Raw genomic sequence first — 25838 nt, 5'->3', positions numbered from 1 at the left:
CCGCTGTGATGCCACGCTCTCCGACCTCCGGGTGTGCTCCACCGCAGGGACCCCGCGGCGTTGGTGATACCCCACCGTACCGCTTGTGAACGCACGCACAAAGTCGATGATCGGCTTCGCGGGGTCTCGTCACTGGGCGTGACCAGCACTTCTGCCGTTCATGATCACTTTGGGGGCACCACTTCCGGGGGTGGGGCTACTCGACGGTGAAGGTGACGGAGTGCCAGCCCGTGGCACCGTCGGGGACCGGGTCGAGGCGGGCCTGGTCCTGGGTGAACCCCGACTTGTCGGTGGCGCGGCACTCGGCCGTGTGGCTGCCGGGACGGAGGTCCAGCTCGATCTTCCACATCCGCCACGCGCTGTCGTTGACGTCCGCGCCCAGCTCGGCGTCCTGCCACGGGCCGCCGTCGATCCTGACCTCGACCTTCAGCACGCCTCGCGGCTGCGCCCAGGCCGTGCCCGCGACGACGGTCCTCCCCGACGTCCTGGCCAGCCGTTTCGGGTGGTCGATGCGGGACGAGGTCTTGATCGGCGCCCTGGTCGCCCAGCCCCTGGGGATCCAGTAGCCCTGCTCCCGCTCGAACGTCGTGACGTTCAACTCGGTCACCCACTTGGTCGCGGAGACGTAGCCGTACAGGCCGGGGACGACGAGCCGCGCCGGGAAGCCGTGCTCGGCGGGGAGCGGCTCGCCGTTCATCGCGATGGCGATCAGGCCGTTCTCCAGGACGTGGTCGAGCGGGCTGCCCGCGGTGAACCCGTCGTCGCTCGTGCTGAGCAGCTGGTCCGCGCCCGGCTGCACCCCCGCTTCCCGGAGGACGTCACCGATCTTGACGCCGGTGAAGTTGGCGGTGCTGATGTACGGGCCGCCGATCTCGTTGGAAACGCAGGTGAGGGTGATGGTTTCTTCCGTCAGGTCCCTGCGGCGGATGTCCTCGAAGGACAGGGTGGTGGGGCGGTCGACCATGCCGTGGATTCGCAGCGACCAGTTCTCGGCGCGGATTCTCGGGACCGTCAGCGCCGTGTCGATTCGGTAGAAGTCGTTCGCGCTGGTGATGAAGGTCGGGGTGCCGTTGCCGGCGAAGTCCGCCATCGGGGGGATCGGCGGGGCTTTTGTTTTCGGCGTCAGGTCGCCTATTGCCGCTCTTGACGCTTCCACGTCGGTTTTCGCGCCCAGGAGCTGGCCTGCCGCTCCCGCGGTGATGGCCAGGCCCGCTGTGATGAGGAAGTCGCGTCGGCTGGTGGGTTCGCCGGCTTCCCGGTGCAGGTGGCGGAAGACGTAGAGACCTGCGGCGAGGCTCGCCATCGGCGCCAGCACGGACAGCTGGCCCACGTCCGGTCTGGTGACGACCGCCGCCAGGCCGGCCACGCCGAAGACCGCGATGATCGCCGTGCCGGGAGTGGGGGAGGTTCTGCTGGTCAGGCCCGCCGCTGCCGCCACCGCCGCCAGCACCAGCGCCATGCCCGTCAGGAGGGCCGGCTTGTCGTAGGTGCCGAAGGCGGAGATGGCGGCGTCCTTCAGCCAGGACGGGGTGAGGTCGACGGCCGCGTCGGCCACGGCCAGGTACGGGGAGGCCGGCAGGCCCACGAAGGCCGCTGTCAGGTGGCCCGCTGCCAGAGCTGCCAGCAGGGCGATCAGTCCGGTTGCGGCGGCCTTGGCGGGCTTCATGGGTCTATTCGACACCCTGAGGGGTACAGCCGGGCGGGGCTGTAAGAGGGCGGTAAGCAAAGTTTCAGGCGCGGGGCTCCGCCTCCGAACGCCGCGGGCGGGTGGACGGCATGCCGCGGCCGCGCGACCGGCGTCGTGCGCCCGGCTACCTGACCCGGCGGCGGTAGGCCATCGTTGCCGCTATCGCGCCTGCCAGGGCGCCTGCGCCCAGGACCGAGGGGACGCCTATCTTCGCTGCCTTGCGGCCTGTTCTGAAGTCGCGGATCTCCCAGTTCTTGCGTCGGGAGATCTCGCGGAGCTGGGAGTCCGGGTTCACGGCCACGGCTGTGCCCACCACGCTGAGCATGGGGACGTCGTTCGACGAGTCCGAGTAGGCGGTGCAGCGGCGGAGGTCCAGGCCCTCCTTCGCGGCCAGGGAGCGGACCGCCTGTGCCTTGGCCTTGCCGTGGAGGAGGTCGCCCACCAGGCGGCCGGTGTAGATGCCGTCCTCCGACTCGGAGACCGTGCCGAGGGCGCCGGTCAGGCCGAGGCGGCGGGCGATGATCTGGGCCAGTTCCACCGGGGTGGCGGTGACCAGCCAGACTCGCTGGCCCGCGTCCAGGTGCATCTGGGCGAGGGCCTGGGTGCCCTTCCAGATGCGGTCCGCCATCAGCTCGTCGTAGATCTCCTCGCCGAGGGAGACCAGTTCCGCGACGCTGCGGCCCGCCACGAAGGAGAGGGCCTGTTCGCGGGAGGCTTTGACGGACTCCGGGTCTTCCCGGCCGCCCACCCGGAACTTCATCTGCTGCCAGACGAAGCCCGCCAGGTCGGAGGTGGAGAAGTACTTGCGGGCGGCCAGGCCCCTGGCGAAGTGGAAGATCGACGCGCCCATCATCATCGTGTTGTCCACGTCGAAGAAGGCGGCCGCGGTCAGGTCCACGGGGACGGCCAGTGAGGTTTCGAGCTCTGGGGCCATCGCGGCGGCCTGGACCGCGGCTTCCGCCGATGCCTCGCCGGCCAGTTCGGCGAGCCGGTCGCTCTCCACGTCACGCTTGCCTGCCATGTCCCAAGCCTAGCGATCAGGTTCCGGCTGGACCTGGCGACTCAGCCGAAGCTGATGCCCGGGAGCAGCGGGAGGTCGATGCTCGGCAGCGGCAGCGGGAGCGGGATGGTGATCTCCGGTTTGGCCGGGGTCTGCTGGGGCTGGGTGCCCGGTGACGTGGGCGGGGTGGAGGTGCCGGGGAGGATCGACGGGAGCTGGGTGGCCGGAGACGGGGTCGCACCCGGTTCAGCCGGTTGGTCCTGCTCGGCCGGGGTGAGGGGCGCGGTCGTGGTGCCCGTCGGCGGGGGCTGGGTGGCCTGCGGGGCCGCTGTGCACTCGTCCTTGGCGGGGAGTGGGCCGAGCGGGTCGGACTCGCCGCTGGTCAGGGTCGTGCAGCCGATTCGGGCGGTCAGGTCGTGGGCTCGTTGGGCGATGCTCGCGAGCAGCCACATCGTCGTGTCCGCGTGCTTGCCCGCCTCGCCCGGCAGGCGGGGGCGGAGGGTGCCGAGCTTCTCGTACTGGCCGAGGGCCCAGTCGCGCAGTGACGGGAGGGCTCGCTCGTCGGACGTGGTGGCGTAGGTGGTGAGCTTGCGGGCGCCCTCGACGGCGTCGGCGTCCAGGTCGGACAGGGCCCTGAGCTGGGACTCGGCGTCGGAGGAGCGGTCGGCGAGCGTCTCCATCTCGGTGACGCGGGCGGCGGCGAACTCCAGGTGCTTGAGGGCGCGGGACTCCTCGTCGAAGGTCAGGCCCAGCGATGCGCCCTCGGTCGTGCGCTTGATGCCGTAGAGGGGGTCTCCCGGGAGCGCGTCACGGCTGAGCAGCACGCTCATGCCGCCCAGTGACATCAACAAGCAGAGGACCGCGGCCGCTGCGACTGCCACCCGTGCGCGCGCTCCCACCCGTCTTACCGACGAGAGCGCGAGGGGTTTCTCGGGTGGTGGCGCTGCCAGGATGCGCTGCTTCATGCGTTCACGCGTGTCGGCGTCCGGGCCGACGTCCATCCGGCGGAGGAGCTCGACGATCGCGAGGTCCTCTGCCAGGTCGTCGCCCACCGGTTGAGGGCGGCCTTCGACGGCACGGGCGAATCGCTCGTGCTCAGTGTGCCGCCACCGCGGTGTTCTTCCCTTGCCGTCCATCTCAGCCCGAGTAACGAAGTTGATCTGCTTGGGGTTACGCGCCTGCGGCGTCTTTCACCGCAACCACGACGGGAGGATCTGCGCGAGCCTGCGGACGGCCCGGTGTTGCAGCGCCTTCACGGCGCCCTCGTTGCGGTCCATCAGCTGCGCGACCTCGGACACCGACTTGCCCTCGATGAACCTCAGCACGATGCACTCGCGCTGGTCGTCGCCCAACTGGGAGACGCAGCGGAGCAGCTCCGCGTTGGTCGCCTCGGTCATGACCTCCTGTTCGGGGCCGCCCGCTTCCTCGCGGTTGTCCTGGAGCTCGGCGGTCGTGACCTCGAGCCGGTAGCGGCTCGACTTCACGTGGTCGAACACGATGTTGCGGGCGATCGTGACGAACCACGCGCCCACGTCACGCCCTTGGTAGCTCACCGAACCGATGCTGCGCAGAGCGCGTAAGAACGTCTCGCTCGTCACGTCCTCGGCGAACGCACGGTCCCCGCCCACCCGGAAGAGGACGTACCGGAAGACCATGTCGACGTACTTGTCGTAAAGCACGCCGAACGCCCCGGTGTCACCCTCTTGGGCGGCCTTGACGAGCTGCCACGGCTCGTCTGCGGCGTCGTCGTGCTGACCTCCCGTCATGGCTCGGGTGGTCCTGATCGTGTTCGGTCGTGCCCGCGCGGTCATCGGCTGGCGGCACCTCCACAGAGTCGCCGTGGCGGCAGCATACGTCTTGTTACTCCGTAGTAGGTAGCGGACCTGTCCTGTGCTGGAGACGCGCGAACCGCGCCTTCATGACGCTCGTCACGCGTGGAAGACTGCTCGGAGCGCCCGAGTTGTTCATGAGGAGGCCATGGTGACTTCCGCTCGCAATGTCTCAGATCTGGTCCGTGCTTCCGCACAGCGGGGACCGGGCCACGTCGCTCTGGTCGACGTGGCGAGCGGAAAGAGCCTCACGTGGGAAACCATCGACGGCGCGGTGGACTCTTTCGCCCGCCATTTGGCCGATTCAGGACTCGAATCGGGCGACCGGGTGGCGGTACGGCTGCCCACCGGGCCCGAGTTCGTGGTCTCGGTCTTCGGCGTCCTGCGCGCGGGCGGTGTCGTCGTGCCCGCCAGCCCCGGCACCCCGCCGCGCGAGCTCCAGCGCATCCTCGCCGACTCCGGCGCCCGGTTCCTGGTCGGCGACGGCGAGGGTTCGGACGCGCAGGTGATCGGCCTGCCGGACGTGACGGCCACCGCGGAGCCGTTCGAGGCCGTCGGCGGCGGTGAGGACGTCGCGGTGCTCGGCTACACCTCCGGCACGTCCGGCGTGCCGCGCGGGGCGATGCTGTCGCACCGGGCGCTGCTCGCGAACGTCTCCCAGTGCGCGTCGCTGCGGCCCGCGCCGGTGACGGCGGGCGACCGGGTGCTGCTCGCGCTGCCGTTGTTCCACGTCTACGGCCTGGGCCCCGGCCTGTTGCAGGTCGCGGGCGCGGGCGCCACGGCGGTGCTGCTGGAGCGGTTCGAGCCGGACGCCGCGCTGGAGGTCATCGAGCAGCACCGGGTCACGACGATGGTGGGCGTGCCGCCGATGTACCGGGCGCTGCTCGCGCACCCGGTCGAGGTGCTGCGCGAGAAGCTCTCCACGGTCCGCCTGTTCACCTCCGGCGCCGCCCCGCTGCCGCCCGGCGTCATCGCCCAGATGCGCGACGCGGTCGGCATCCCCGTCTTCGAGGGCTACGGCCTCACCGAGACCGGCCCCGTGCTGACGTCCACGCTGGTCGGCGGTGTGCCCAAGGCCGGGTCGGTGGGCCAGGCGCTGCCCGGCGTGGAGATCCGGCTGGTCGACACGGACGGCTCGGTGCTCGACATCGACGAGGACGAGCCGGGCACCGGTCTCGTCTCCGCGAAGGGCGACAACCTCTTCAGCGGCTACTGGCCCGACGGCGCGCACGGCCCGGACGCCTCCGGCTGGTTCCGCACCGGCGACGTGGGCTTCATCGACTCCGACGGCGACCTGCACCTGGTCGACCGCGCGGGCGACCTGATCATCGTCAACGGCTTCAACGTCTACCCGCACGAGGTCGAGCAGGTCCTCTGCGAGATGCCGGAGGTCCTGGAGGCCGCGGCCGTGGGCGTGCCGGACGAGCGGACCGGCGAGTCGGTCAAGGTCGTGCTGGTGCTGCGCGAGGGCGCCGAGCTGTCGAAGGACGACGTCGTGGCGCACTGCGCGGCCAGGCTGGCGAAGTTCAAGGTGCCGGCGACGGTCGACTTCGTCACCGCCCTGCCGCACTCGCCGACCGGCAAGCTGGCCCGCGCCATCCTGCGCAAGCCGTTGGGAGCCTGAACCGTGCACCACGTGACCGTGATCAGCCGCGTCGACTGCCACGCGTGCGAGGAGGCGAAGGCCGAGGTCGAGCGGATCTGCGGCGAGATGGGCGCGACCTGGTCCGTCGAGGACGTGGACGCCGACCCCGAGCTGCGGGCCGAGTACGGCGACCAGGTGCCGGTGTTCCTGGTCGACGGGGCCGAGCACGGCTACTGGAAGGTCGAGGAGGACCGGCTGCGGGCAGCCCTCTCGGCCTAGAGCAGGCCGAGGTCGCGCCAGCCCGCATCACCGGCGGGGGTCAGCGTCACGGCCCTGGTCGTGCCGATGCGCTTCACCCAGCCCCGGTCGAGGAACGTCCGGCAGAGGTGGGCTCCGGCGGCGCCCGCCAGGTGCGGGACGCGTTCGGTCCAGTCCAGGCACGCGCGGCTCAGCTGGCGTGAGGACGGCTCGAAGCCCAGCTCCTTCAGCCAGACGATCCCGGGTTCGGTGACGGCCAGGTCGGTCGTCACCACGCCCAGCTCCAGCAGGCCGGTCTTGAGCGTGATGCCGAGCCTGCCCGCGAGGTGGTCGTAGCAGGTCCGGCCGCGGGCCATGGCCTCCGAGGCCGACGCCGCCCGCAGTGTGCGCGGGGCGGGGGCCGGACCGGCGAAGGCCGTCATCGCCTCCAGCAGCTCGGCGACGTGCGGCCCGGCCAGCGCCACGTAGCGGTGCCGTCCCTGCCGGTGCTCGACAAGCAGGCCGCCCTCGACCAGCCGCGTCAGGTGCTCGCTGGCGGTCGAAGGGGCCACCCCGGCGTGGGTGGCCAGCTCGTGCGCCGTCCAGGCCCTGCCGTCGAGCAGGGCCCCGCAGAACGCCGCCCGCGTGCGGTCCGCCAGCAGCCTCGCCAGTGCCTCCATGACGGCCATTCTGCGGCCCGCACGCTTCGGTGCCGGCCGAAGTGTCCCGGGCCTAGCTTCGGCGGCATGACCGAAGAGCTGTTGAACCTGCCCGTGCCGTCCGTGCCCGCCGGAGATCGGGGCGTGGCGTGGCTGCGCGCGCACGTCGTCCGTTTCAGCAACGGCGCCGAGCACGCTCGCAGGCGTGCGCTCACCACCGAGCTCATCGAGAACGTCGAGGTCACGACGCTCGACGAGCTGGCCACCGCCCTCGGTCTGCCCGGCTCACTGCCGGACATCGCCCTGATCGCGCCCTGCTACCAGCCGCACGAGGCGGTCACGGCGGAGGCCGACGCGGCGGTCGAACAGCTCGCGAGCCGCCACGACGAGGAGACCGCGGCCCGGATCGGGCTGCTCGTGCAGGCATGGGCCGCCACGCACGCGTTCGCGGAGCACCTCCGCACCGGGAGCCCGGCCCCGCCCGTTCCGGTCACGCGCAGGGTCGCCGGGGACGACCTGGTCGAGGTCCCGCTGGACGCGCACCCGTTCGGCCACGGTCCGCACACCTGCCCGGGCCGCCGGATCGCCACCCGGCTCGCCAAGAACCTCGCCTTCCGGGCGATGCACCACCAGGACGAGCCGCTGGTCCTGCCCAACGCCTGGGACCTCGCCTCCGCCGCCGCCCTGCACGCGGCCGGGTTCCGCGCGATCGGCACGACGAGCCTGGGCGTCGCCGCCGCACACGGGTTGGAGGACGGCGCCGGGCTCGCCGGGGACCAGGCCGTGCGGCTCGCGCGGACGCTCGCGGACCTGCCGTGTCCCGTCACGGCCGACCTGGAGGCGGGGTTCGGGGCGGCACCGGAGGAGGTCGGCGAGCTGGTGGCCGGGCTCGGGGTCGCGGGCGTCAACCTGGAGGACGGCCGCCCGCACGGCCTCGCCGACCCGCGCGAGCAGGCCGCGTTGGTCACGGCCGTGAAGGAACGGGCGCCCGGCGTGTTCCTCAACGCGCGGATCGACACCTACTGGCTCGGCCTCTCGCACGACGAGACCGAGGAACGGGCGCGGCGGTACGTCGACGCGGGCGCGGACGGGATCTTCGTGGCCGGGCTGACCGAGCCGCGCGACATCGAGCGGCTCGCGGCGCTGGCGCCGTTGAACGTGCTCGCCCAGGCCCGCACGCCGAAGCAGCTCGGCGAACTGGGCGTGAAGCGCGTCAGCACCGGGTCGCTGCTGTTCAGGGCGGCTCTGCGGCACACCGTCACGACCGCGCTGCGGGTGCGCGACGGCGAACCCGCGGGCGACGCGTTCGGCTACGCCGAGGTGCAGGACCTGGTCAGCCGAGGAACACGTTCCGCCGCTGGGTGAGCAGCCGGTAGAGGGTCTGCTGGATCGTCTCGCGCACCTGGTCGGTGAGGTTGAAGACGAGCATCGGGTCGTCGGCCGCGTTCTCGCCGAACGTGTCCGTGCGGATCGGCTCGCCGAACTCGATGTACCACTTCGACGGCAGCGGGATCGCGCCCAGCGGCCCCAGCAGCGGGAAGAACGGCGTCACCGGGAAGTACGGGAAGCCGAACAGCCGCGCCAGCGCCTTGATGTCGCCGATCATCGGGTAGATCTCCTCGGCACCGACGATCGAGACCGGGATGATCGGCACACCGGTCTTGAGGGCCGCCGAGACGAACCCGCCGCGGCCGAAGCGCTGCAGCTTGTAGCGGTCCTTGAACGGCTTGCCGATGCCCTTGAAGCCCTCCGGCCACACGCCGACCAGCTCACCGGACGACAGCAGCCGCTCGGCGTCGGCGTTGCAGGCGAGCGTCTGGCCGCCCTTGCGGGCCAGCGAGCCGAGCAACGGCGTGCGGAACACCAGGTCGGCGCCCAGCCCGCGCAGAGGCCGGTGCGCCGGGTGCTCGGACGCGATGCCGTACGCCGTCATCAGCGCGTCGAGCGGCACCGTGCCGGAGTGGTTCGCGACGATCAGCGCGCCGCCCGCCATCGGGACGTTGTTCAGGCCGATCGTCTCGACCCGGAACCACTTCTCGTAGAGCGGCTTGAGCGGCGGGAGCAGCACGTTCTCGGTGAGGTCGCGGTCGAAGCCGAACTCGTCGACCTCGTAGTCGCCCGCGATGCGCCTGCGCGCGAACGCCAGCAGGTCGGTCAGCCTGCGTTCCCAGTCCGGCACCTCGGACTGCCGCTGCTCCGGCTCCGGGACCACCTCGACGTGGCGCGCTTTGCGCGCGGCGTCGCGTTCCGGGTCGTGCAGCGGGATAACGCGTGCACCTGCCACTGCGTTCATCTCCTCGAAGCGAGATCAGCGGAACCGGGCGGCTGCGTCGAGGATTCCCCGTTCGGCAGCGTCCACGGTCTCCGGGTCGATGAGCGGCTTCAGACCCCGGCCGCTCACGTAGTCGTCGAACGCCTGCTGGGTGGTCCACCGCGGCGTGAACCCGAACTCCTTCTTCAGCAGGGTGGTGTCGACCACGCGCCCCCAGTTGAGGAACCTCATCTGGTCGGGCGAGAAGTCGACGAGCCGGGCGCTCCGGAAGAAGCCGCCGACCGTGGGCACGGCCGCGCTGGGCACCGGCAGCGCCAGTCTGCCCGCCCGCCTGATCGCCTGCGACAGCAGCAGCACGCCGTCGCCGCCCACGTTGAACACACCGGGCAGGTCGTGCATCGTCGCGCGCTCCAGGACGGCGAGCGCGTCCTCGGAGTGCAGCAGCTGCACTCGCGCGTCGTAACCCAGCACCGTGGGCACGATCGGGAGGGCGAAGTAGCGGGTCAGCACCGTGTCGATGCGCGGCCCGATGAAGTTCGTGAAGCGCAGCGTCGTGACGTCGACGTCCGGCCTGCGGCGGCCGAACCCGCGCACGTAGCCCTCGACCTCGACGGCGTCCTTGGCGTACCCGGACGACGGCAGGTCCTTCGGCCCCATGTCCTCGGTGAACACCGCCGGGTCGCGGCTGCTCGTCCCGTAGACGGCGCTGGTGGACTTCACGACCAGCTTGCGCACCTTCGGCGACTTCTGGCACGCGGCCAGCAGCTGCATGGTGCCGATGACGTTCATCTCCTTCATCACCGTGCGGCCCGTCGGTCCCGGCGGGTTCGCGGTGACGGAGGCGTGGACGACCGTGTCCACGTTCGCGGTGGAGATGACCTTGCTGATCAGCGGGTTGCGGATGTCGGCCCGCACGAACTCCGCCCTGCCCATCCTGCGCAGCAGGTCGCGCGGCGGGGGCTCGGTGTCCACGCCGAGCACGCGCTCGACGTCCGGGTTCGCGGCGAAACGCGCGGCGAGGTGGCCGCCGAGGAAGCGGCTCACTCCGGTGACGAGGACGACCTTGGGGGTCATGCGGCTCCCAGCACGAGGGCGGTGCGACTGGTCGATGCTACAAGCCCGATCGCTCACCGGGCGGGGCCGGAACGCCGTCTTGACGCAGGTCACGCAGGCTTCACGCGCCAATCACCCGATCGGCGGCCCTCGTTCCCGGGTTTTCGCGCAAGCGTCCCGAAGGGTGAAATTCCACGGTCGCGGCCGGGGGAAACGCAACCGCCGCCGACCTCCACGAGGGAGACCGGCGGCGGCAGAGCGCACGCGGGCTTACTTGCCGCGCTTCCTGCGCTGGACCCTGGTCTTGCGCAGCAGCTTGCGGTGCTTCTTCTTCGACATGCGCTTGCGGCGCTTCTTGATGACCGAGCCCATGCGGGTTCCTTAGCTCTAGACGTTGCTTTTGACTGGCGCGCCCCAGCCTTGGCCGTGTCAAGCACGGCGCGCCGGTAAGCACGATCGGCCTACCAGTCTACCCGGCGGGGTTCACCGGCCTTCAGCCAGCGTCGAAGTAGGCGTTCTCGAGGTAGGCGTGGACCGCTTTCTCGGGCACCCTGAACGACTTGCCCACGCGTACCGCGGGCAGTTCTCCTGAGTGCACGAGCCGGTACACGGTCATCTTCGAGACCCGCATCATCGATGCCACCTCAGCCACGGTCAGGAACTGCACCTGAGCGAGACCTGTTCGTTCGTTCTCCTTCGCAGGCATACATCACCGCATCCTTCGACACGTGTCGTGCCGTCGGTCTTCCCCACCGACGGTTCGACACGCACGTGCTGCCTTTGAGAGTAGCGGGACTCTTGTGACTCCTGCGACGTCCAAGCAGTGCCGGTTTTCCGCACGCGGGGGCCCTTCGTACTACGAGACAGTACGAAGGGCCCCCGCGTGCGGTCAGTCCTCGTGCTGGCGGCCCAGTTCGACGGAGCGGTCGCGGGCCGACTCGATCGCCGCCAGCAGCGCGGCGCGCACGCCGTGCTTCTCCAGCTCGCGGATCGCCATGATCGTCGTGCCCGCCGGCGACGTGACGGCCTCACGCAGGATGACCGGGTGGTTCGAGCCCTCGTTCAGCATCGCCGCGGCGCCCACGGCGGACTGGATGATGAGCCGCGAGGCCAGGTCACGCGGGATGCCGAGCAGGATGCCCGCGTCGATCATCGCCTCGACCAGGAAGAAGAAGTACGCGGGTCCCGAACCGGACAGCGCCGTCACCGCGTCCTGCTGCGACTCCGGCACGACCGCGACCTTGCCGACCGCCGAGAGGATCTCCTCGACGAGCTTCAGGTGCTCCGGCGTCGCGTTGGACCCGCCGGACACGGCGCTCATCGCCTCGCCGACGACCATCGGGGTGTTCGGCATCACCCGCACCACCGGCGTGCCCTCGGGCAGCCTGCGCTCGAACAGCGCCGTCGGCAGCCCCGCGCACAGCGACACGATCAGCGTGCCCGGCCGCAGCACCGGCTTCAGCTCGACGAGCAGCGGCTCGATGTCCTGCGGCTTGACCGCGACGATCAGCACGTCGGCCCGCTCGGCCGCGCCGGGGACCGTCACGGCCTCGAACCCGTACTGCTCGGTGAGCGCACGGGCGCGCGACTCGTGCTTCTCGGTGAACATCAGATCGGTGGCCGCGCGGCCGCCCTGCGCAAGCCCGGACAGCAGCGCCTCACCGATCTTGCCCGCGCCGAGCACCGCGATCTTCGTCATCGGTCAAGTCTCACACAGCGGGGGTCAGCGCGAGCTGTCGTGCCTGGCACACCAGCCGCCCCGCCGAGTCGATGACCGTGGCGTCCTCGTCGAACCACTGCCCGTGCACGGCCCGGCACGTGACGTGGATGCGCAGCCAGCCCGGCGCCGGCCGCGCCCGCAGCAACGCCGTCAGCTGCACCGTCGGCGACCACCCGAACCGGCCCAGGTTGAACGTCACCGGCATCGACAGGTCACCCGCCAGCAACGCGAAGAACGGGTCGGGCTGCTCGTCGACCGGCCGCGCCCACAGCTTCAGCGTCAGCGGCCCGTCCGTGCGCCGGTCGAGGAACGACGCGCTCTCCCGGTCGACCCGCAGGTCGCACAGCGCGCCCACCTTGTAGGCACCCCCGGTCGGGAACGTCGCCATCTCCACCGCACCGGGCGTCGGCGCCGCCGGGACCGGCGGCAGGTTCACGTAGTCGGCCCGGAGGTCGGGCATCCGCCCCGTCGTCACCGACGCCTCCACGCACACCTGACCGCGCTGCTCCAGCGACACCGCGACCACCGTCGCGGTGCGGCCCGACTTGCGCACGTCCGTCCTGATCAGCACCGGACCGACCTCGGGAGCCCGCAGGAACTGCGCGGACACCGCGAGCGGGTCACCGCCCACGAGCTGCGCCGCGGCACGCGTCATCACGGCGAGCAGGAACCCGCCGTGGGGCTTGGGACCGACGGTCCACTCGGAGGGAAGCATGGCGGTGAAGGTTCCGTCACCGAGCGACCGCACCGAGCTCGACTTCGAGAAGGTCATGAGCGGCTGACCAGAGACCGCAGGAAGAAAGTCACGTTGGCAGGCCGTTCCGCGAGTCGCCGCATGAGATATCCGTACCACTGCTCGCCGTAGGGGACATAAACCCGGGCTCCGAGACGCCTCTGCTCGTCCGGCCGGACGCCGTAGAGCATCTGGTGCTCGAACTCGGTTTTGTCATACCAGCGTGCCCTCTCCCCGATGATGTCGATCAGGCGGGGGTCGTGCGTGGCGAACATCGGGTACCCCTCGCCCGCGAGGAGCACGTTCGCGCACCGCACGTAGTTCAGGTCGACCTCGTGCGGATCCTGGATCGCCACGTCCGGCGGCTCCGCGTACGCCCCCTTCACCAGCCGCACCCGGCTCCCCGCCTTCGCGAGCCGCTCGCAGTCCTCCAGCGTGCGGTGCAGGTACGACTGCAACACCGCCCCGACCCACGGCCAGGTTCTTCTGAGCTCGTCGAGGACTCGCAGGGTCGAGTCGGTGGTGGTGTGGTCTTCCATGTCGAGCGTGACCGTCGTGCCGCACTGCTCGGCTGCCGCGCAGATGCGGCTCGCGTTCGTCAGGGCGAGTGACTCGTCCAGGGCCTGGCCCACGGCCGACAGCTTGACGCTGACCTCTGCGTTCCGCGCCAGTTTCGCGGCGTGCAGGGCGTCGAGGAGTTCCAGGTACGCCTGGACTGTCTTTTCGGCTTGCGCCTTGTCCTCGGTGTCCTCGCCCAGGTAGTCGAGGGTGACCGGGAGGTTCAGGGTTCGGACGGCCTGCACGGCCGATTCGGTGGTCTCGCCCGCCACGAAGCGGGTTACGACGTCACGGGTGATCGGCGCGGTGGCGACGAGGTGACGGACCGTCTCGTTGCGAGACGCAGCCATGATCAACGCTCGCAGCGGGTTCACGAGGTGAACCCTAACTCGCCAGTCGACTTCGGCGCTCGTGGTCGGGGCGGGCGGGATGAGTCCGGGTCCCACGCCGAGCTGACCGAGCCCCGGCCGACCCCGTGCCCGCGCACCTCGCCGAGTGGTCAGGGGGTGAGGCCGTGCCTCGGGGTCGAGCCGCCCTCCGTGGGCCAGTCGAGATGCAGGCGGGCGAAGAGCAGGGCTTCGGCCAGCATTTCGCGGCGGGCCGCGGGGGAGGCTGCTCTGCGGGTGTTGACCTCCAGGACCACCTGACCGTCGAAGCCGCCTCTGGCGAGGAGCTCGCAGACTTCGGCGCAGGGCTGGGTGCCTCGGCCGGGGACCATGTGCTCGTCCTTCGGGGCTCCTGAGCCGTCTGCGAGGTGGAGGTGGCGGAGGCCGTCGCCCATGCGTTTGGCCAGTTCCACGGCGTCCATGTGGGCCGCGGCCGAATGGGAGAGGTCGAGGGTGTAGTTGCGGTGGCCCACGTCGGTGGGGTCGACGGAGGGCTTGAAGGCGTTCATCTCCACCGAGCGGCCTCTGCCCAGGGGGCGGCGGACCGGGAACATGTTCTCGACCGCGATGGCTACGCCGGACTCGTCCTCCAGGGAGGTGACCAGGTCGGCGAAGCCGTCGGCGTACTTGCGTTGCCAGCGGAACGGGGGGTGCAGGACGACCGTCGGGGCGTTGAGGTCCTGGGCTGCTTCGACTGCTCGGCGGAGGCGTTCGGACGGGTCGGGGGACCAGACCCGCTGGGAGATGAGCAGGCACGGGGCGTGCACGGCCAGGACCGGCATGCCCGATCGGGCCGACAGGCGTTCGACCGCCCGGATGTCCTGGGACACCGGGTCGGCCCACACCATCAGCTCCACGCCGTCGTAGCCCAGGTCGGAGGCGATGTCGAACGCCGCTCCGGCGGGCTGCGGGTAGACCGACGCCGTGGAGAGCCCGACCGGGATGCGGGCGGTCAACTCTTCACCAGCAGCATCGCCGCTGGTGAGACTGTCACGATGAGACCGACCAGCACGGCCAGCACGGTCGTCTGGAGGTCGTCCGCCCTGCGGATCTTGCGTACCAGCAACACCAGACCCACGGTAACCGCCAGGGCCACCACGAGCGCGGCGGCGGGGACGGCGCGCCAGAGGAAGTTGAACGCGAGCCACAGGCCCGCTCCTCCCAGGACGCCGACGGCGAGCTGGCCGATCATGATCAGCCATTCCTTGCCGGCCGAGCGCTGCGGGCCCTCGTCGAGGTCCTCGTCGGCCTCGGCGACGTCGTCCAGGCCCGCCGGGCCCTCGTCGAGCTCGTCCGCGTCGTCGTCCGCGAGGTAGTCGTCCTCGGCGCGGTAGGCGGCGTACTCCTGCGAGTCGTCGTCCACGTACGGGCCGGGGTGGGCCGCGGTCGACTCCATCGGCGGCATCGACAGGACGGTCTGGGCCGCGGGGTCGTCGTCGTCGCCGAACCAGGCGTCCGGCTGGTTGTTCGGCAGCGGCTCCGGCAGCTTCGGCGGGGCGGGCGGCACGATCAGCACGGACTCGGTCTCGAGTGCGGCGATCTTGTCGACCGGTGCCTTGGCCGGGATGCGCGGGAGCTGCTCGGTCATCGCCTCGCGCGGGGGTGCGCCGGGGCCGGGTGCCGGGGTGGGCAGCGGCATCGACGGCGGCACGGGCTTCGGCGGGCGCGTGATGTTCGTGCGCGACGACGTGCCCGCTTCGAGGCGGGAGGCCACGGCGTCCGGGCGTGGGAGGTCCGAGCGGGAGACGTCCGGCCTCGCGAGGTCGGGACGCGACAGGTCGGGGCGGGACAGGTCGGGGCGGGACAGGTCGGGGCGGGACAGGTCCGGCCTCGCGAGGTCCGGGCGCGAGAGGTCCTGCCTCGACGGCGCGTCCGGGCGGGGCAGGTCGGAGCGCGACGGCTGGTCGCGGACCTGGGGCACCTGCCTCGTCTGCTCCGCCGCGGCGGGCGGTGGCGGGGGCGGTGCCTGTCTGCGGGCCTTCGGCTGCGGCGCGGGCGGTGTCACCGGCGGTTTCGGCTGGTAGGCCGTGCGCTCGGCGGCGGGCGGTGGTGGTGGTGGTGGTGGTGCGGCCGGCGGCTCCGGGGCCGCCCTGCGACCGGTCGGGGCCACGTCGTCGTCCCGGATGGCCATGAGCCGCCCGCTGTCCGACAGGACCCGCTCGATGATCGTCTGCGGGGCGGTCTCCGGCTGCTGGACCTCGTCGGCCTCGTCGGCAGCGCGGCGGCGTCGCCGACGTGGCGCACTCTCTGCGCTGCCCCCGTACTGGGCGAGCAGCTCAGCGACGGTGCGCTGCGTCTGGTCCGATCCGCTCTCTCGACTCATCAACTCCACCGTGCCCCGTGCCGGCCAGTCCGTCCAGTATCGCCCTGGTCGGTGCCGTCAGTGTGGTCCAGCCGCCTGAGGATGACACCCTCCCGGAGCGCCCAGGGGCAAATCTCCAGCTGCGTGAGTGACAGGGCTCGCATCGTTGCCTCCGCGACCAGCGCGCCCGCGAGGAGCTGGTGCGCGCGCGAGGTGCTCACGCCTTCCAGCTCAGCGAGGTCGCCGGCCGACATCCGGGAGATGAACGCGATCAGCTGCCGCAGGCCCGAGTCGGTGAGCACCCGTCGTGCCCTGGGCCCGGCAGACGATGGCGCGGCCCCGGTGAGCCGCGCCAGCGTTCGGAAAGTTTTTGAGGTTGCAACCACCCGATCGGGTTCACCCGCGCGTTTCAGCTTGCGCGCCACGGGCGCGAGCTGGTCGGCGAGCCATTCGGTGGTCTCGCGGACCTCCGAGCGCCGCGGCGGGTCCTTCTTGAACCGGGTCCTGGTGAGCCGGCCCGCGCCGAGCGGCACGGAGAAGGCCAGATCGGGATCCTCGTCACGGCCCACGGCGAGCTCCAGGGAGCCGCCACCGATGTCGAGGGACAGCAGCTTGCCGGCGGACCAGCCGTACCAGCGGCGGACGGCGAGGAACGTGTACCTCGCCTCGTCCTCGCCGGTGAGGACCTCGAGGTCCACGGCGGTCTCGGTGCGCACCCGGTCGAGCACTTCGGCGGAGTTGACCGCCTCGCGCACGGCCGAGGTCGCGAACGCCATCAGGTCGTCGCAGCCGGAGGCCGTCGCCGCCGCCTTCGCGGCGGCCACGGCACGAACCAGCTGGTCAGCGCCCGACTTGGTGAGCCGACCCTCGTCGTCCAGCTGCTCGGCCAGACGCAGGATCGTCTTCTCGGACGTCATCGGGACGGGGTGGGCACCACGATGCGCGTCCACCACGAGAAGGTGGACGGTGTTGGAACCCACGTCGAGAACGCCCAGGCGCACGCGGGAAACGGTACCTGGTCGTGTCCGTCAGGACTCGAACTTGTAACCGAGACCCCTGACCGTCACGAGGTGGCGGGGTGCCGACGGGTCCGGCTCGATCTTGGACCGCAGCCGTTTGACGTGCACGTCCAGCGTTTTCGTGTCGCCGACGTAGTCCGCTCCCCAGACCCTGTCGATGAGCTGCCCCCTGGTGAGGACGCGGCCGACGTTGCGCAGCAGGTACTCGAGGAGGTCGAACTCCTTGAGCGGGAGGCTGATGTCCTCGCCGCCCGCCGTGACGACGTGGCGCTCCACGTCCATGCGCACCGGCCCGGCCTCCAGGACCTGCGGCTGCAGGTCCTCCGACTCGCCGCCGCGGCGCAGCACGGCCCGGATGCGGGCGATCAGCTCGCGGGCCGAGTAGGGCTTGGTGACGTAGTCGTCCGCCCCCAGCTCCAGCCCCACGACCTTGTCGATCTCGCTGTCCCGCGCGGTGACCATGATCACCGGGACGGCGGAGCGCAGCCGCAGCTGCTTGCACACGTCGGTGCCGCTCATGCCGGGCAGCATCAGGTCGAGCAGCACGATGTCCGCGCCGTTGCGGTCGAACTCCTCCAGCGCCTCCTGGCCGGTGGCCGCGAGCGCCGCGGTGAACCCCTCCTTGCGCAGCAGGAAGGCGAGCGGATCGGCGAAGGACTCCTCGTCCTCCACGATGAGCACCCTGGTCACAGCTCTCCTCCGGTGTCACCCGCGCCGGTCGGGACGAGGGGTGGGTTGGGGTCGGCCGCCACCGGCAGCCGCAGCGTGAAGGTCGAGCCCGTGCCTGGCAGGCTCCACAGCTTCACCTCACCGCCGTGGTTGGCGGCGACGTGCTTGACGATCGCGAGGCCGAGGCCGGTGCCGCCGGTGGCGCGCGACCGGGCCGCGTCGACGCGGTAGAAGCGTTCGAAGACGCGCTGCTGCTGGTCCTCGGCGATGCCGATGCCGCGGTCGGTCACGGCGATCTCGACGTGCCCGTCCACCAGCTTGCGGCTGACGCTGACCGGGCTGCCGGGCGGCGAGTAGGCGACGGCGTTGTCCAGCAGGTTCGTCAGCGCCGTGACCAGCAACGACCGGTCACCGGGCACGACGAGGCCGCTCGGTTCGTCGGTGGTGATCGTGATGTCGAGCGACTCGGCGGCGAGCTTGGACCGCGACAGCGCCTCCTCGACCACGACGTCGATCTCGGTGTCGGACAGCTCCGGCAGCTTCTCGGCGCCCTGCAGGCGGGAGAGCGCGATGAGCTCGGTGACGAGCGTGCCGAGGCGGGTCGCCTCCTGCATGATCTTCGCGCTGAACCGGCGGACCTCCTCCTGGTCGTCGCTCGCGTCCAGCACGGCCTCCGCGAGCAGCGCGAGGGCGCCGACCGGGGTCTTCAGCTCGTGGCTCACGTTGGCCACGAAGTCGCGGCGGGTCTTCTCCAGCCGCACCGCCTCGGACTCGTCGGTGGCGTCGACCAGGACGAACGTCTCGACGAGCCGCCGGACCTCCGCGGTGACCGCCTCCGGCTGTCTGCCGCCGCGCTGGCCGTCGAGCGCGGACAGGTCGACGTGGACGACCTCGTCGCTGTCGCGGACGGCCTCCGCGGCCTTGCGGGCGCGGTCGTCGACCCGGTTGTTGCGCACGACGCCGAGCTCCTCCGCCCGCGGGTTGTGCAGGACGACGTCGCCGAAGCGGTTCAGCACGACGATGCCGTCGTGGGAGTCCTGGACGATCCGCTGGATGAGGTCGCCGACCGTGAGGCCGTCGGGTCGGCGGGGGTGGCGTGGGGCGGTGTACCGCCCTACGAGGAAAGCGGCGATCACGCCGATGAGCCCGAGGCCGATCGACACGACGAGGTAACCCGGTGTGGTCACGAGGCGAATGGTAAGCAGCTCGGAGGTGTCCCGGCCTAGAGCTGGAGCGGGAACCGTGATACCCGCGACACCTCAGCGGAGGGTTGTTCCGTCGCTGGTCAGACGCCGTTCACCCATTCGTGATCCTTCTGGGAACGCGGGGGCCCCACGTTTCCCGGAAGGAAACGTGGGGCCCCCGCGTTCCGTGCTACCTGCCTTGGTTCGCCACGGCCGCGATGGCGTTCTCGGCGGCGGCCGGGTCGAGGTACTCGCCGCCCGGCTTGAGCGGCTTGAGCTCCTCGTCGAGGTCGTAGCGCAGCGGGATGCCGGTCGGGATGTTCAGCCCGGCGATGGCCTCGTCGGAGATGCCGTCGAGGTGCTTCACGAGCGCGCGCAGCGAGTTGCCGTGCGCGGCCACCAGCACGGTCTTGCCGGCCCGCAGGTCGGCCACGATCGACGACTCCCAGTACGGGATCATCCGCTTCACGACGTCGAGCAGGCACTCGGTGAGCGGCAGGTCGGGGCCGAGGTCCGCGTAGCGCGGGTCGGCGTCCTGGCTGAACTCGGAGCCGGGCTCGATGGGCGGCGGCGGGGTGTCGTAGGAGCGGCGCCAGAGCATGAACTGCTCCTCGCCGAACTCCTCCAGCGTCTGCTTCTTGTTCTTGCCCTGCAGGGCGCCGTAGTGGCGCTCGTTGAGGCGCCAGTCGCGGCGGACCGGGATCCAGTGCCGGTCGGCGGCGTCGAGCGCCAGGTTCGCGGTCATGATCGCCCGGCGCATGAGGCTGGTGTGCAGGACGTCCGGCAGCAGACCGGCCTCTTTGAGGAGCTTCCCGCCGCGCCGGGCCTCCTGCTCGCCCTTCGCCGACAGGGGAACGTCCACCCATCCGGTGAACAGGTTCTCCGCGTTCCACGTGCTCTCGCCGTGGCGGAGCAGCACCAAGGTTCCGACAGACATGGCGACCAGCCTGCCATGCCGCGCCCGTCCCCGTACCCCGGCAGTGCCGCAGACCATGCGCCCCGGTCCACGCCAGCGGGCCCCGCCGTTGCGGCAGACTTCGCGGGTTCGTCCCCTCACACGACCGGAGGAAGAGTGACCGACCAGCCGACGCCGGTGGCCGTCCAGACCGACCCGATCCTGCGGGCCATCGCGACGAGGGTGGTGAACGCGGACGACGACAACCACCTGCGGATCACGCTGATCCTCGGCGACGGCATGGTCAGCGGCGACCTGGTGTCGCCGTGGCGGTGGGCGCGCGAGGTGAGCGCCGACGTGCGGGAGAACGGGGAGGGCAGGGGCAAGGAGGAGTTCGCCGACCTCTTCCTGACCATCGCCGACAGCCCGGACCGGCCTCAGCAGGACGAGAAGTTCCTCACGAGCCTCTACCTGATCAACACCGAGTGCTGGACGCGCGGCCTGAAGGGCGAGGACGTCGGGCCGGTGGCGGTCAACCTCGCGCAGGTCTCCGGCTGGTTCCTCGGCAGCCGCTGACCCGGATCTCCGAGAACCCACCGTGCGGTGAGAACGGCGAACGCCCCCGGCGCCGTTGCCGGGGGCGTCCAGGACACGGGGATCAGGACTGCTCGCGGGCCCGCAGGTCCTTGCGGAGGATCTTGCCCGCCGCCGACTTCGGGACCGCCTCGATGAACTCGACGACGCGGACCTTCTTGTGCGGCGCCACGTTCGCCGCCACGAACGCCATCACGGCGTCGGCGTCGATCTCGGAGCCCGGCTGGCGCACCACGAACGCCTTCGGGACCTCCTCGCCGTCGGCGTCGCGCACGCCGATGACCGCCGCGTCGGCGATCTCGTCGTGGGTCAGCAGCACGGCCTCCAGCTCGGCCGGCGGGACCTGGTAGCCCTTGTACTTGATCAGCTCCTTGACCCGGTCGACGATCGAGACGACGCCCTTGTCGTCGATCACGGCCACGTCGCCGGTGTGCAGCCAGCCGTCGGAGTCGAGGGTGGCGGCGGTGGCCTCCGGGTTGTTCAGGTAGCCCTTCATGACGTTCGGGCCGCGGCACCACAGCTCGCCGCGGTCGCCGACGCCGACGTCCTGGCCGGTGGCCGGGTCGACCAGGCGGCACTCCAGGTTCGGGACGATCAGGCCGACGGTGCCCACGGAGATGTCCTCGCGGGCGACCGGGATGGCGTGGCTGACCGGCGACATCTCGGTCATGCCGTAGCCCTGCACGACGCGGCAGCCGATGCGCTTGTTCACCGCGGCGGCGAGGTCCTCGTCGAGCGGCGCGGCGCCGGAGAAGAGCGTCTTGAGCGGCGAGAGGTCGTAGTTGTCGACGATCGGGTGCTTGGCCAGCGCCACGGCGACCGGCGGCGCGATGTAGACGACGTCGGTCCTGTGCTCGGCGATGACCCGCAGGAACTCCGGCAGGTCGAACCTCGGCAGCGTCACGACGACGCCGCCGACGTACAGGCCGTTGTTCATCAGGACCTGCATGCCGTAGATGTGGAAGAACGGCAGCACGGCGAGGATGCGGGTGTTCTCACCGGTGTCGGTCAGGATCGGCTGGCACTGCAGGATGTTCGCCACCAGGTTGCGATGGGTCAGCATCACGCCCTTGGGCAGCGCGGTCGTGCCGGACGAGTACGGCAGCACCGCCACGTCCTCGGCCGGGTCGATCTCGACCTCGGGCACCGGGTGCTCGTTGGCGAGCAGCTCCGGCAGCGACGGGTAGCCCTCGGCGCCGTCGAGCACGACGACGTCGGTGACACCGGCCTTCTCGGCTCCGGGGGCGGCGTTGGGCAGCAGGACCGAGACCGTGAACAGCATCTTCGCGCCCGCGTCGCGCAGCTGGTGCGCGACCTCGTCGGGCGTGTAGAGGGCGTTGATCGTGGTCGCGGTCGCGCCCGCGCGCAGGATGCCGTGGAAGACGACGGCGTAGTACGGGGTGTTCGGGCTCAGGATGCCGACGACGTCGCCCTTGCCGATGCCGCGGGCGGCCAGCGCGGCGGCCATGCGGTCGATCGCACCGGCGAGCTGGCCGTAGGTGAGCGAGGCCCCGGACGTGCCGTCGATGAGCGCGACGCGGCCCGCGCGGTCGGCTATGTCCCCGAACAGCAGCTCGTGCAGCGTGACGTCGGGGATCTCGACGTCGGGATACGGACTCCGGAACACCATGCTGCGACCTCATTCACCGTTGAACACCCAGCCTGTGGGCTCATCGTGAGCCAGGCCACTGAACTGGTCAAGGTCATCTCGATCGCTACAGAGGCGTTACTTAGCGCGACTAAATACACTCGAATGGAGCAATACAAGCACTTGTGATCGCAAGGATGTATCTGGGAAGTTGATACCCGCCTCCGCGAGTCGGCTCCCACGCTTACCCGGCGAGCGAGAGGCGGTGCGCGGTTCGTCATCCCCCCGTCGGATCGCGCGGCCCGCTTGGGATCCGCAGGCTCCCCCCGTCCACGGATCCGTTGCAGCGGGGACCTTTGACGCGGGACGGCTCGATGCGACTCCCCCTCTCTCCCGAGCCGTTCCGCGCATCAACAAAGGCCCACCCTCAGTAGGAGTGGATCATCCCGCTTCGTTCATCCGGGTGACACGCCTGCGGCGTCGCAGCAGGTAGACCACCCCGGCCGCCGGCACGCCCAGCGCCACCAGGAACGGCAGCATCGCGCCCACGCCGATCAGGACGATGCGGGTGACCGCCACCAACGCGTCCCAGCCGCTCTCCAGAGCCCCGAGGAAGCCGACCTGCTCCTCCTCGGGCGGAGCGATCGGCGTGGTCGCCACGTCGACGTTGAGCGTCGCCATCGCGACCTGGTTCTGCAACGACGCGTTGCGCCGCTGCAACGACTCCAGCTCGGCCTGCCGCTTGGTCAGCTCGCTCTCGACCTCCGCGACCTCCGAGGTGGTCCCCGCCCGCTCGAACAGCGCCCGCAGCCGCTCCACGCTCGCCTTCTGCGTGGCGATGCGCGACTCGACGTCCACGAGCTGCTCGGTGACGTCCTCGCTGCGGACCTCGCTGCGGGTCACCTCGCCGATGCTCTCCAGGCCCCGCACGAGCTTGTCCAGCTCGCTCGACGGCACCCGCACGGTCACCGACCCGGACTTCTTCGTCGAGCTCTCCTGGCCCGCGAACCCGCCGGCGGACCTGGCCCTGTCCTTCACCTCGCCGATGGCCTTCAGCACGTCGTCCGCGCGCAGGTCGACGTCCGCCGTGCGCACCAGCTGACGTTCCTGCTGCTGCACGGACTGAACGGCTTCCGGCGCCTTCTCCTGCTGCGGCGCGACGTTCTTCGCCGCCTGGGGCTGGGCGGCGTCCCTGGCCCCCGCGCCCCCACCGCTGAACCCGCTTCCGCACCCGGCCGTAGCCAGGGCCAGCAACGCGACTCCCACCAACAGCACTGGTCTGCCCATGCCCGTCGGACGGAACGGAGCCGGCCGGTGGTTGCCGGGGAGGCCGAAACGAGTCGGCGGCTACTCCGAAACGAGATGTTGGAACGCCTGGAGGTTCGCGAGCGACTCGCCCCGCGACACCCGCCACGCCCACTCCCTGCGGATCGCGTCGGCAAACCCGATCTCCAGCAGCGGGTTGAAGTCGCCGTCCGCCGCCTCCAGCACCTGCCCGAGCACGCGGTCCAGCTCCTCGGGCGTCACGGCGTGCTTGCCGACCCGTCCGACCAGGTAGATGTCACCCTCGCCGTCGATCGTGTAGTGCACGCCGTAGAGCCGCGCGTTGCGCCGCAGCAGGAACCGGTACACGTCCTCGAACGACTGGTCGGGGCGCCTGCACACGAACGCCTCGACCAGCAGGGCGTGCGTCGTCTCGACGAGCCACACGTTGGTCTGCAGCTTCTTGGTGCCGGGGAGCGTCACGAAGAACTTCCCCGGCTCGCGCCGGTCGTACTTCAGCTCCCGTTCGTCGAGGAACTCCTTGATCACCGCGTCGACACTCAAGCGAAAACCTCCCGGCGGAACGCGTCTGCCGCCTCCTGGTACCCCGCCAGCAGCGAGTCAGTCGTGCGGTCCCAGGAGAAGCGTCGCGCATGGCCCACGGCGTTGCTCGCCAGGTGCTCCCGCCGCGGCAGCGCCAGGCCGGTGATCGCCGCCGCCCACGCGCCGGGTTCGTGGCCCTGCACGAGCACACCCGAGACGCCGTCGTCGACGGCCACCGGCAGACCGCCGACCGCCGCCGCGACGACCGGGGTCCCGCACGCTTGAGCTTCCAGGGCGACGAGGCCGAACGACTCGTTGTGGCTCGGCACCGCGACCAGGTCCGCCGCCCGGTACACCCGCGCGAGCGCGGGACCCGGCTGCGGCGGCAGGAACCGCACGACGTCGGTGATCTGCAGCTGGGCCGCCAGCTCCTCCAGCGCCTTCGGCCGTTCCGTGCCGCTGCCGGACGGGCCGCCGACGATCAGCACGACCAGCCGCGACCGCAGCCCCGGGTCGCGGACCAGCATCTCCGCGGCGGCGCGCAACAGCACGTCGGGGGCCTTCAGCGGCTGGATGCGGCCGACGAACGCGAGCACGACCGCGTCCGCGGGGATGCCGAGCGACTGCCGGGCCGCGCGCCGGTCGCCGGGTGTGAACCGGTCGAGGTCCACCCCCGGCGGCACGACGGCGACCTTGGACGGCTCGGCGTCGTAGAGCTTGACCAGCTCACCGGCCTCGATGTCGGTGTTCGCCACGAGCCGGTCCGACTCGGCGACCACCTGCTCCTCGCCGATGACCCGCATCCTGGGCTCCGGCGCGTCGCCCTCGGCCAGCGCCAGGTTCTTGACCTTGGCGAGCGTGTGGGCGGTGTGCACGAGCGGCACGCCCCAGCGTTCCCGCGCGATCCAGCCGACCTGGCCGGACAGCCAGTAGTGCGAGTGGATGGCGTCGTAGTAGCCGGGCTCGTGCCGGGCCTCCGCGCGCAGGACGCCCGCCGAGAACGCGCAGAGCTGGCTCGGCAGGTCCTCCTTGCCGAGCCCCTCGAACGGGCCGGCGGCGACGTTGCGGACGCGCACGCCGGGTGCCAGCTCGACCACCGGCGGCAGTTCGGACGAGGTCGCACGGGTGAAGATCTCCACCTCGACACCGCGTTGCGCCATCCTGGTGGCCGTCTGGACGATGTAGACGTTCATTCCGCCCGCGTCACCCGTGCCGGGCTGTTCGAGCGGCGAGGTGTGGACTGAGAGCACCGCGACGCGCTTCACCGGGCGACCCGCGCCAGGTCGTGGGCGAACTGCTCCGGCCGCTCCAGGAACGGCGCGTGCGCGGTGTCTGGGTAGAGGCTCAACTCGGCTCCGGGGATCAGGGCGGCGGAGTACTCGGCGGCGGCGGGGGCGACCACCCGGTCCTCCGCGCCGTGCACCACGAGGGTCGGCACATCGACGGCGGTCAACACGTCAGCGCTGCCCACATCCCTGCGGAACAGCTTTCCCCGCACCTTAGGACCGACCGAGACCGCCGCGGCTGTGAGTTCGCCGACCGTGCTCTCCGGCAGACCGGGCGCCATCGCCCGGCAGAACTCGGCGAGCACCTCGTCGTCGGTGATCGCGCCGGGCAGCGCGGCCCGCATGACCGGCCCGGTCTCGCCTCCACGGCGACCGCGACCGATCTCGGTGATGGCGCCCGCCAGCACCAGCGCGGTGACGTCCGCGGTGCCGTGGAAGCGCAGGTAGTCGGCGATCACGAGACCGCCGTAGGACCAGCCGACGACGGTCGCGGGCCCGGTGTGGCCGAGCACCGCGCGCAGGTCGGCTGCCCAGGCGGCCGAGTCGCGGTAGTCGCCGAAGTCGTCTGACTCGCCGTGTCCGCGCAGGTCGACGGCGTAGCAGCGGAAACCGGGGAGGTCGCCCCAGACGGCTCCCGTCTGGGCCCAGCCGTGGACCAGGACGACAGGCGGCGCGCCTTCCGGACCGGACTCGCGAACGGCCAGTCGTCCCCCGCCGGCCACCGTCACGTGTCTCAAGTGCACACACGTGCGAACGACAGGGCGGGGGGACTCATT

Annotated in this window: 27 protein-coding genes; 4 read left to right on the top strand and 23 right to left on the bottom strand. The window is 71.1% G+C overall.

All coding sequences use genetic code 11. The features are described 5' to 3' along the window. Positions 1-196 precede the first annotated feature (196 nt). The 4 genes from BLT23_RS05860 to BLT23_RS05845 form a co-directional block, all read right to left on the bottom strand. Complete coding sequence (locus BLT23_RS05860) at positions 197-1666, bottom strand: molybdopterin-dependent oxidoreductase (protein ID WP_090046341.1); 1470 nt, start codon at positions 1664-1666, stop codon at positions 197-199. 145 nt (positions 1667-1811) lie between these two features. Next, a complete protein-coding gene (locus BLT23_RS05855; protein ID WP_090046340.1) occupies positions 1812-2708 on the bottom strand; it encodes an HAD family hydrolase in 897 nt (298 codons plus the stop codon). Between the two features lie 41 nt (positions 2709-2749). Then, on the bottom strand, positions 2750-3739 hold the full coding sequence (locus tag BLT23_RS05850) for a DUF5667 domain-containing protein (protein WP_090046338.1): 990 nt from the start codon (positions 3737-3739) through the stop codon (positions 2750-2752). A gap of 138 nt (positions 3740-3877) precedes the next feature. Beyond that, the gene (locus BLT23_RS05845; RefSeq protein ID WP_245743679.1) at positions 3878-4453 is read right to left on the bottom strand and encodes a sigma-70 family RNA polymerase sigma factor; all 576 of its coding nucleotides are present in this window, start codon (positions 4451-4453) and stop codon (positions 3878-3880) included. Between the two features lie 211 nt (positions 4454-4664). On the opposite strand from BLT23_RS05845, the gene BLT23_RS05840 reads away from it, so the two are divergent. Both BLT23_RS05840 and BLT23_RS05835 read left to right on the top strand, forming a co-directional pair. Further along, a complete protein-coding gene (locus tag BLT23_RS05840) occupies positions 4665-6140 on the top strand; it encodes an AMP-binding protein (RefSeq protein WP_090046335.1) in 1476 nt (491 codons plus the stop codon). A 3-nt stretch (positions 6141-6143) separates the two neighbouring features. Further along, positions 6144-6380, top strand: a complete 237-nt coding sequence (locus BLT23_RS05835) for a glutaredoxin family protein (RefSeq protein WP_090046333.1) — start codon at positions 6144-6146, stop codon at positions 6378-6380. On the opposite strand, the gene BLT23_RS05830 is transcribed toward BLT23_RS05835, so the two are convergent. Next, a complete protein-coding gene (locus BLT23_RS05830; RefSeq protein WP_425434347.1) occupies positions 6377-7018 on the bottom strand; it encodes an ArsR/SmtB family transcription factor in 642 nt (213 codons plus the stop codon). The two genes, BLT23_RS05835 and BLT23_RS05830, sit on opposite strands and share 4 nt — an antisense overlap. Positions 7019-7084: 66 nt before the next feature. Between BLT23_RS05830 and BLT23_RS05825 the strand changes: the two genes are divergently transcribed. Further along, a complete protein-coding gene (locus BLT23_RS05825) occupies positions 7085-8362 on the top strand; it encodes an isocitrate lyase/PEP mutase family protein (protein WP_090046329.1) in 1278 nt (425 codons plus the stop codon). On the opposite strand, the gene BLT23_RS05820 is transcribed toward BLT23_RS05825, so the two are convergent. From BLT23_RS05820 to BLT23_RS05765, 13 genes are all read right to left on the bottom strand, one after another. Next, positions 8331-9290, bottom strand: a complete 960-nt coding sequence (locus BLT23_RS05820) for a lysophospholipid acyltransferase family protein (protein WP_090046328.1) — start codon at positions 9288-9290, stop codon at positions 8331-8333. The genes BLT23_RS05825 and BLT23_RS05820 overlap by 32 nt on opposite strands. A 15-nt stretch (positions 9291-9305) precedes the next feature. Then, complete coding sequence (locus BLT23_RS05815; RefSeq protein ID WP_090046326.1) at positions 9306-10343, bottom strand: NAD-dependent epimerase/dehydratase family protein; 1038 nt, start codon at positions 10341-10343, stop codon at positions 9306-9308. A 249-nt stretch (positions 10344-10592) separates the two neighbouring features. Then, positions 10593-10694, bottom strand: a complete 102-nt coding sequence (locus tag BLT23_RS05810) for a 30S ribosomal protein bS22 (protein ID WP_015105422.1) — start codon at positions 10692-10694, stop codon at positions 10593-10595. 121 nt (positions 10695-10815) lie between these two features. Next, entirely contained in the window at positions 10816-11028 is a 213-nt protein-coding gene (locus BLT23_RS05805; protein WP_030477960.1) for a helix-turn-helix domain-containing protein, read from the bottom strand. A gap of 183 nt (positions 11029-11211) precedes the next feature. Further along, a complete protein-coding gene (gene proC, locus BLT23_RS05800; protein WP_090046325.1) occupies positions 11212-12021 on the bottom strand; it encodes a pyrroline-5-carboxylate reductase in 810 nt (269 codons plus the stop codon). Positions 12022-12031: 10 nt separating this feature from the next. Further along, positions 12032-12814 carry a thioesterase family protein gene (locus BLT23_RS05795; RefSeq protein WP_090046323.1) on the bottom strand — a complete coding sequence of 261 codons (783 nt, stop codon included), beginning with the start codon at positions 12812-12814 and terminating at the stop codon, positions 12032-12034. Continuing rightward, positions 12811-13707 (bottom strand): proline dehydrogenase family protein, encoded by an 897-nt coding sequence (locus BLT23_RS05790; protein WP_090046321.1) that lies wholly within the window; start codon positions 13705-13707, stop codon positions 12811-12813. Before BLT23_RS05790 ends, BLT23_RS05795 begins: the two co-directional genes overlap by 4 nt. Before the next feature lie 125 nt (positions 13708-13832). Next, the gene (locus BLT23_RS05785; protein WP_245743678.1) at positions 13833-14675 is read right to left on the bottom strand and encodes a sugar phosphate isomerase/epimerase family protein; all 843 of its coding nucleotides are present in this window, start codon (positions 14673-14675) and stop codon (positions 13833-13835) included. Continuing rightward, entirely contained in the window at positions 14672-16042 is a 1371-nt protein-coding gene (locus BLT23_RS41545) for a hypothetical protein (protein WP_245743677.1), read from the bottom strand. Before BLT23_RS41545 ends, BLT23_RS05785 begins: the two co-directional genes overlap by 4 nt. Then, positions 16042-17022, bottom strand: a complete 981-nt coding sequence (locus BLT23_RS05780; RefSeq protein ID WP_090046317.1) for a Ppx/GppA family phosphatase — start codon at positions 17020-17022, stop codon at positions 16042-16044. The genes BLT23_RS41545 and BLT23_RS05780 overlap by 1 nt, the downstream gene beginning before the upstream one ends. A gap of 27 nt (positions 17023-17049) precedes the next feature. Then, positions 17050-17730: a response regulator transcription factor gene (locus tag BLT23_RS05775; RefSeq protein WP_090046316.1), complete on the bottom strand. Its 681-nt coding sequence runs from the start codon at positions 17728-17730 to the stop codon at positions 17050-17052. Next, positions 17727-18896, bottom strand: coding sequence for a sensor histidine kinase (locus tag BLT23_RS05770; protein ID WP_090046314.1), 1170 nt, complete (start codon positions 18894-18896; stop codon positions 17727-17729). The genes BLT23_RS05775 and BLT23_RS05770 overlap by 4 nt, the downstream gene beginning before the upstream one ends. Positions 18897-19083: 187 nt before the next feature. Continuing rightward, complete coding sequence (locus tag BLT23_RS05765) at positions 19084-19830, bottom strand: phosphoglyceromutase (protein ID WP_090046313.1); 747 nt, start codon at positions 19828-19830, stop codon at positions 19084-19086. A 135-nt stretch (positions 19831-19965) separates the two neighbouring features. Between BLT23_RS05765 and BLT23_RS05760 the strand changes: the two genes are divergently transcribed. After that, positions 19966-20364, top strand: a complete 399-nt coding sequence (locus BLT23_RS05760) for a hypothetical protein (protein WP_090046311.1) — start codon at positions 19966-19968, stop codon at positions 20362-20364. Positions 20365-20446: 82 nt separating this feature from the next. Here BLT23_RS05760 and BLT23_RS05755 read toward each other — a convergent pair whose 3' ends face one another. The 5 genes from BLT23_RS05755 to BLT23_RS05735 all read right to left on the bottom strand — a co-directional run bounded on the left by BLT23_RS05755 (position 20447) and on the right by BLT23_RS05735 (position 25790). Further along, positions 20447-22012, bottom strand: a complete 1566-nt coding sequence (locus tag BLT23_RS05755) for a 4-coumarate--CoA ligase family protein (RefSeq protein WP_176946618.1) — start codon at positions 22010-22012, stop codon at positions 20447-20449. A 399-nt stretch (positions 22013-22411) separates the two neighbouring features. After that, complete coding sequence (locus BLT23_RS05750) at positions 22412-23257, bottom strand: DUF4349 domain-containing protein (RefSeq protein ID WP_090046310.1); 846 nt, start codon at positions 23255-23257, stop codon at positions 22412-22414. Between the two features lie 60 nt (positions 23258-23317). Then, positions 23318-23797 (bottom strand): type III secretion system chaperone family protein, encoded by a 480-nt coding sequence (locus tag BLT23_RS05745; protein WP_090046308.1) that lies wholly within the window; start codon positions 23795-23797, stop codon positions 23318-23320. Beyond that, a complete protein-coding gene (gene mshA, locus BLT23_RS05740; protein WP_090046306.1) occupies positions 23794-25041 on the bottom strand; it encodes a D-inositol-3-phosphate glycosyltransferase in 1248 nt (415 codons plus the stop codon). The genes BLT23_RS05745 and mshA overlap by 4 nt, the downstream gene beginning before the upstream one ends. Then, positions 25038-25790 carry an alpha/beta fold hydrolase gene (locus BLT23_RS05735; RefSeq protein WP_245743675.1) on the bottom strand — a complete coding sequence of 251 codons (753 nt, stop codon included), beginning with the start codon at positions 25788-25790 and terminating at the stop codon, positions 25038-25040. Before BLT23_RS05735 ends, mshA begins: the two co-directional genes overlap by 4 nt. Between the last annotated feature and the right edge of the window lie 48 nt (positions 25791-25838).

This window comes from Lentzea fradiae, assembly GCF_900100955.1.
Classification (GTDB): domain Bacteria; phylum Actinomycetota; class Actinomycetes; order Mycobacteriales; family Pseudonocardiaceae; genus Lentzea; species Lentzea fradiae.
This window is presented reverse-complemented; position numbering and strand designations above follow the sequence as displayed.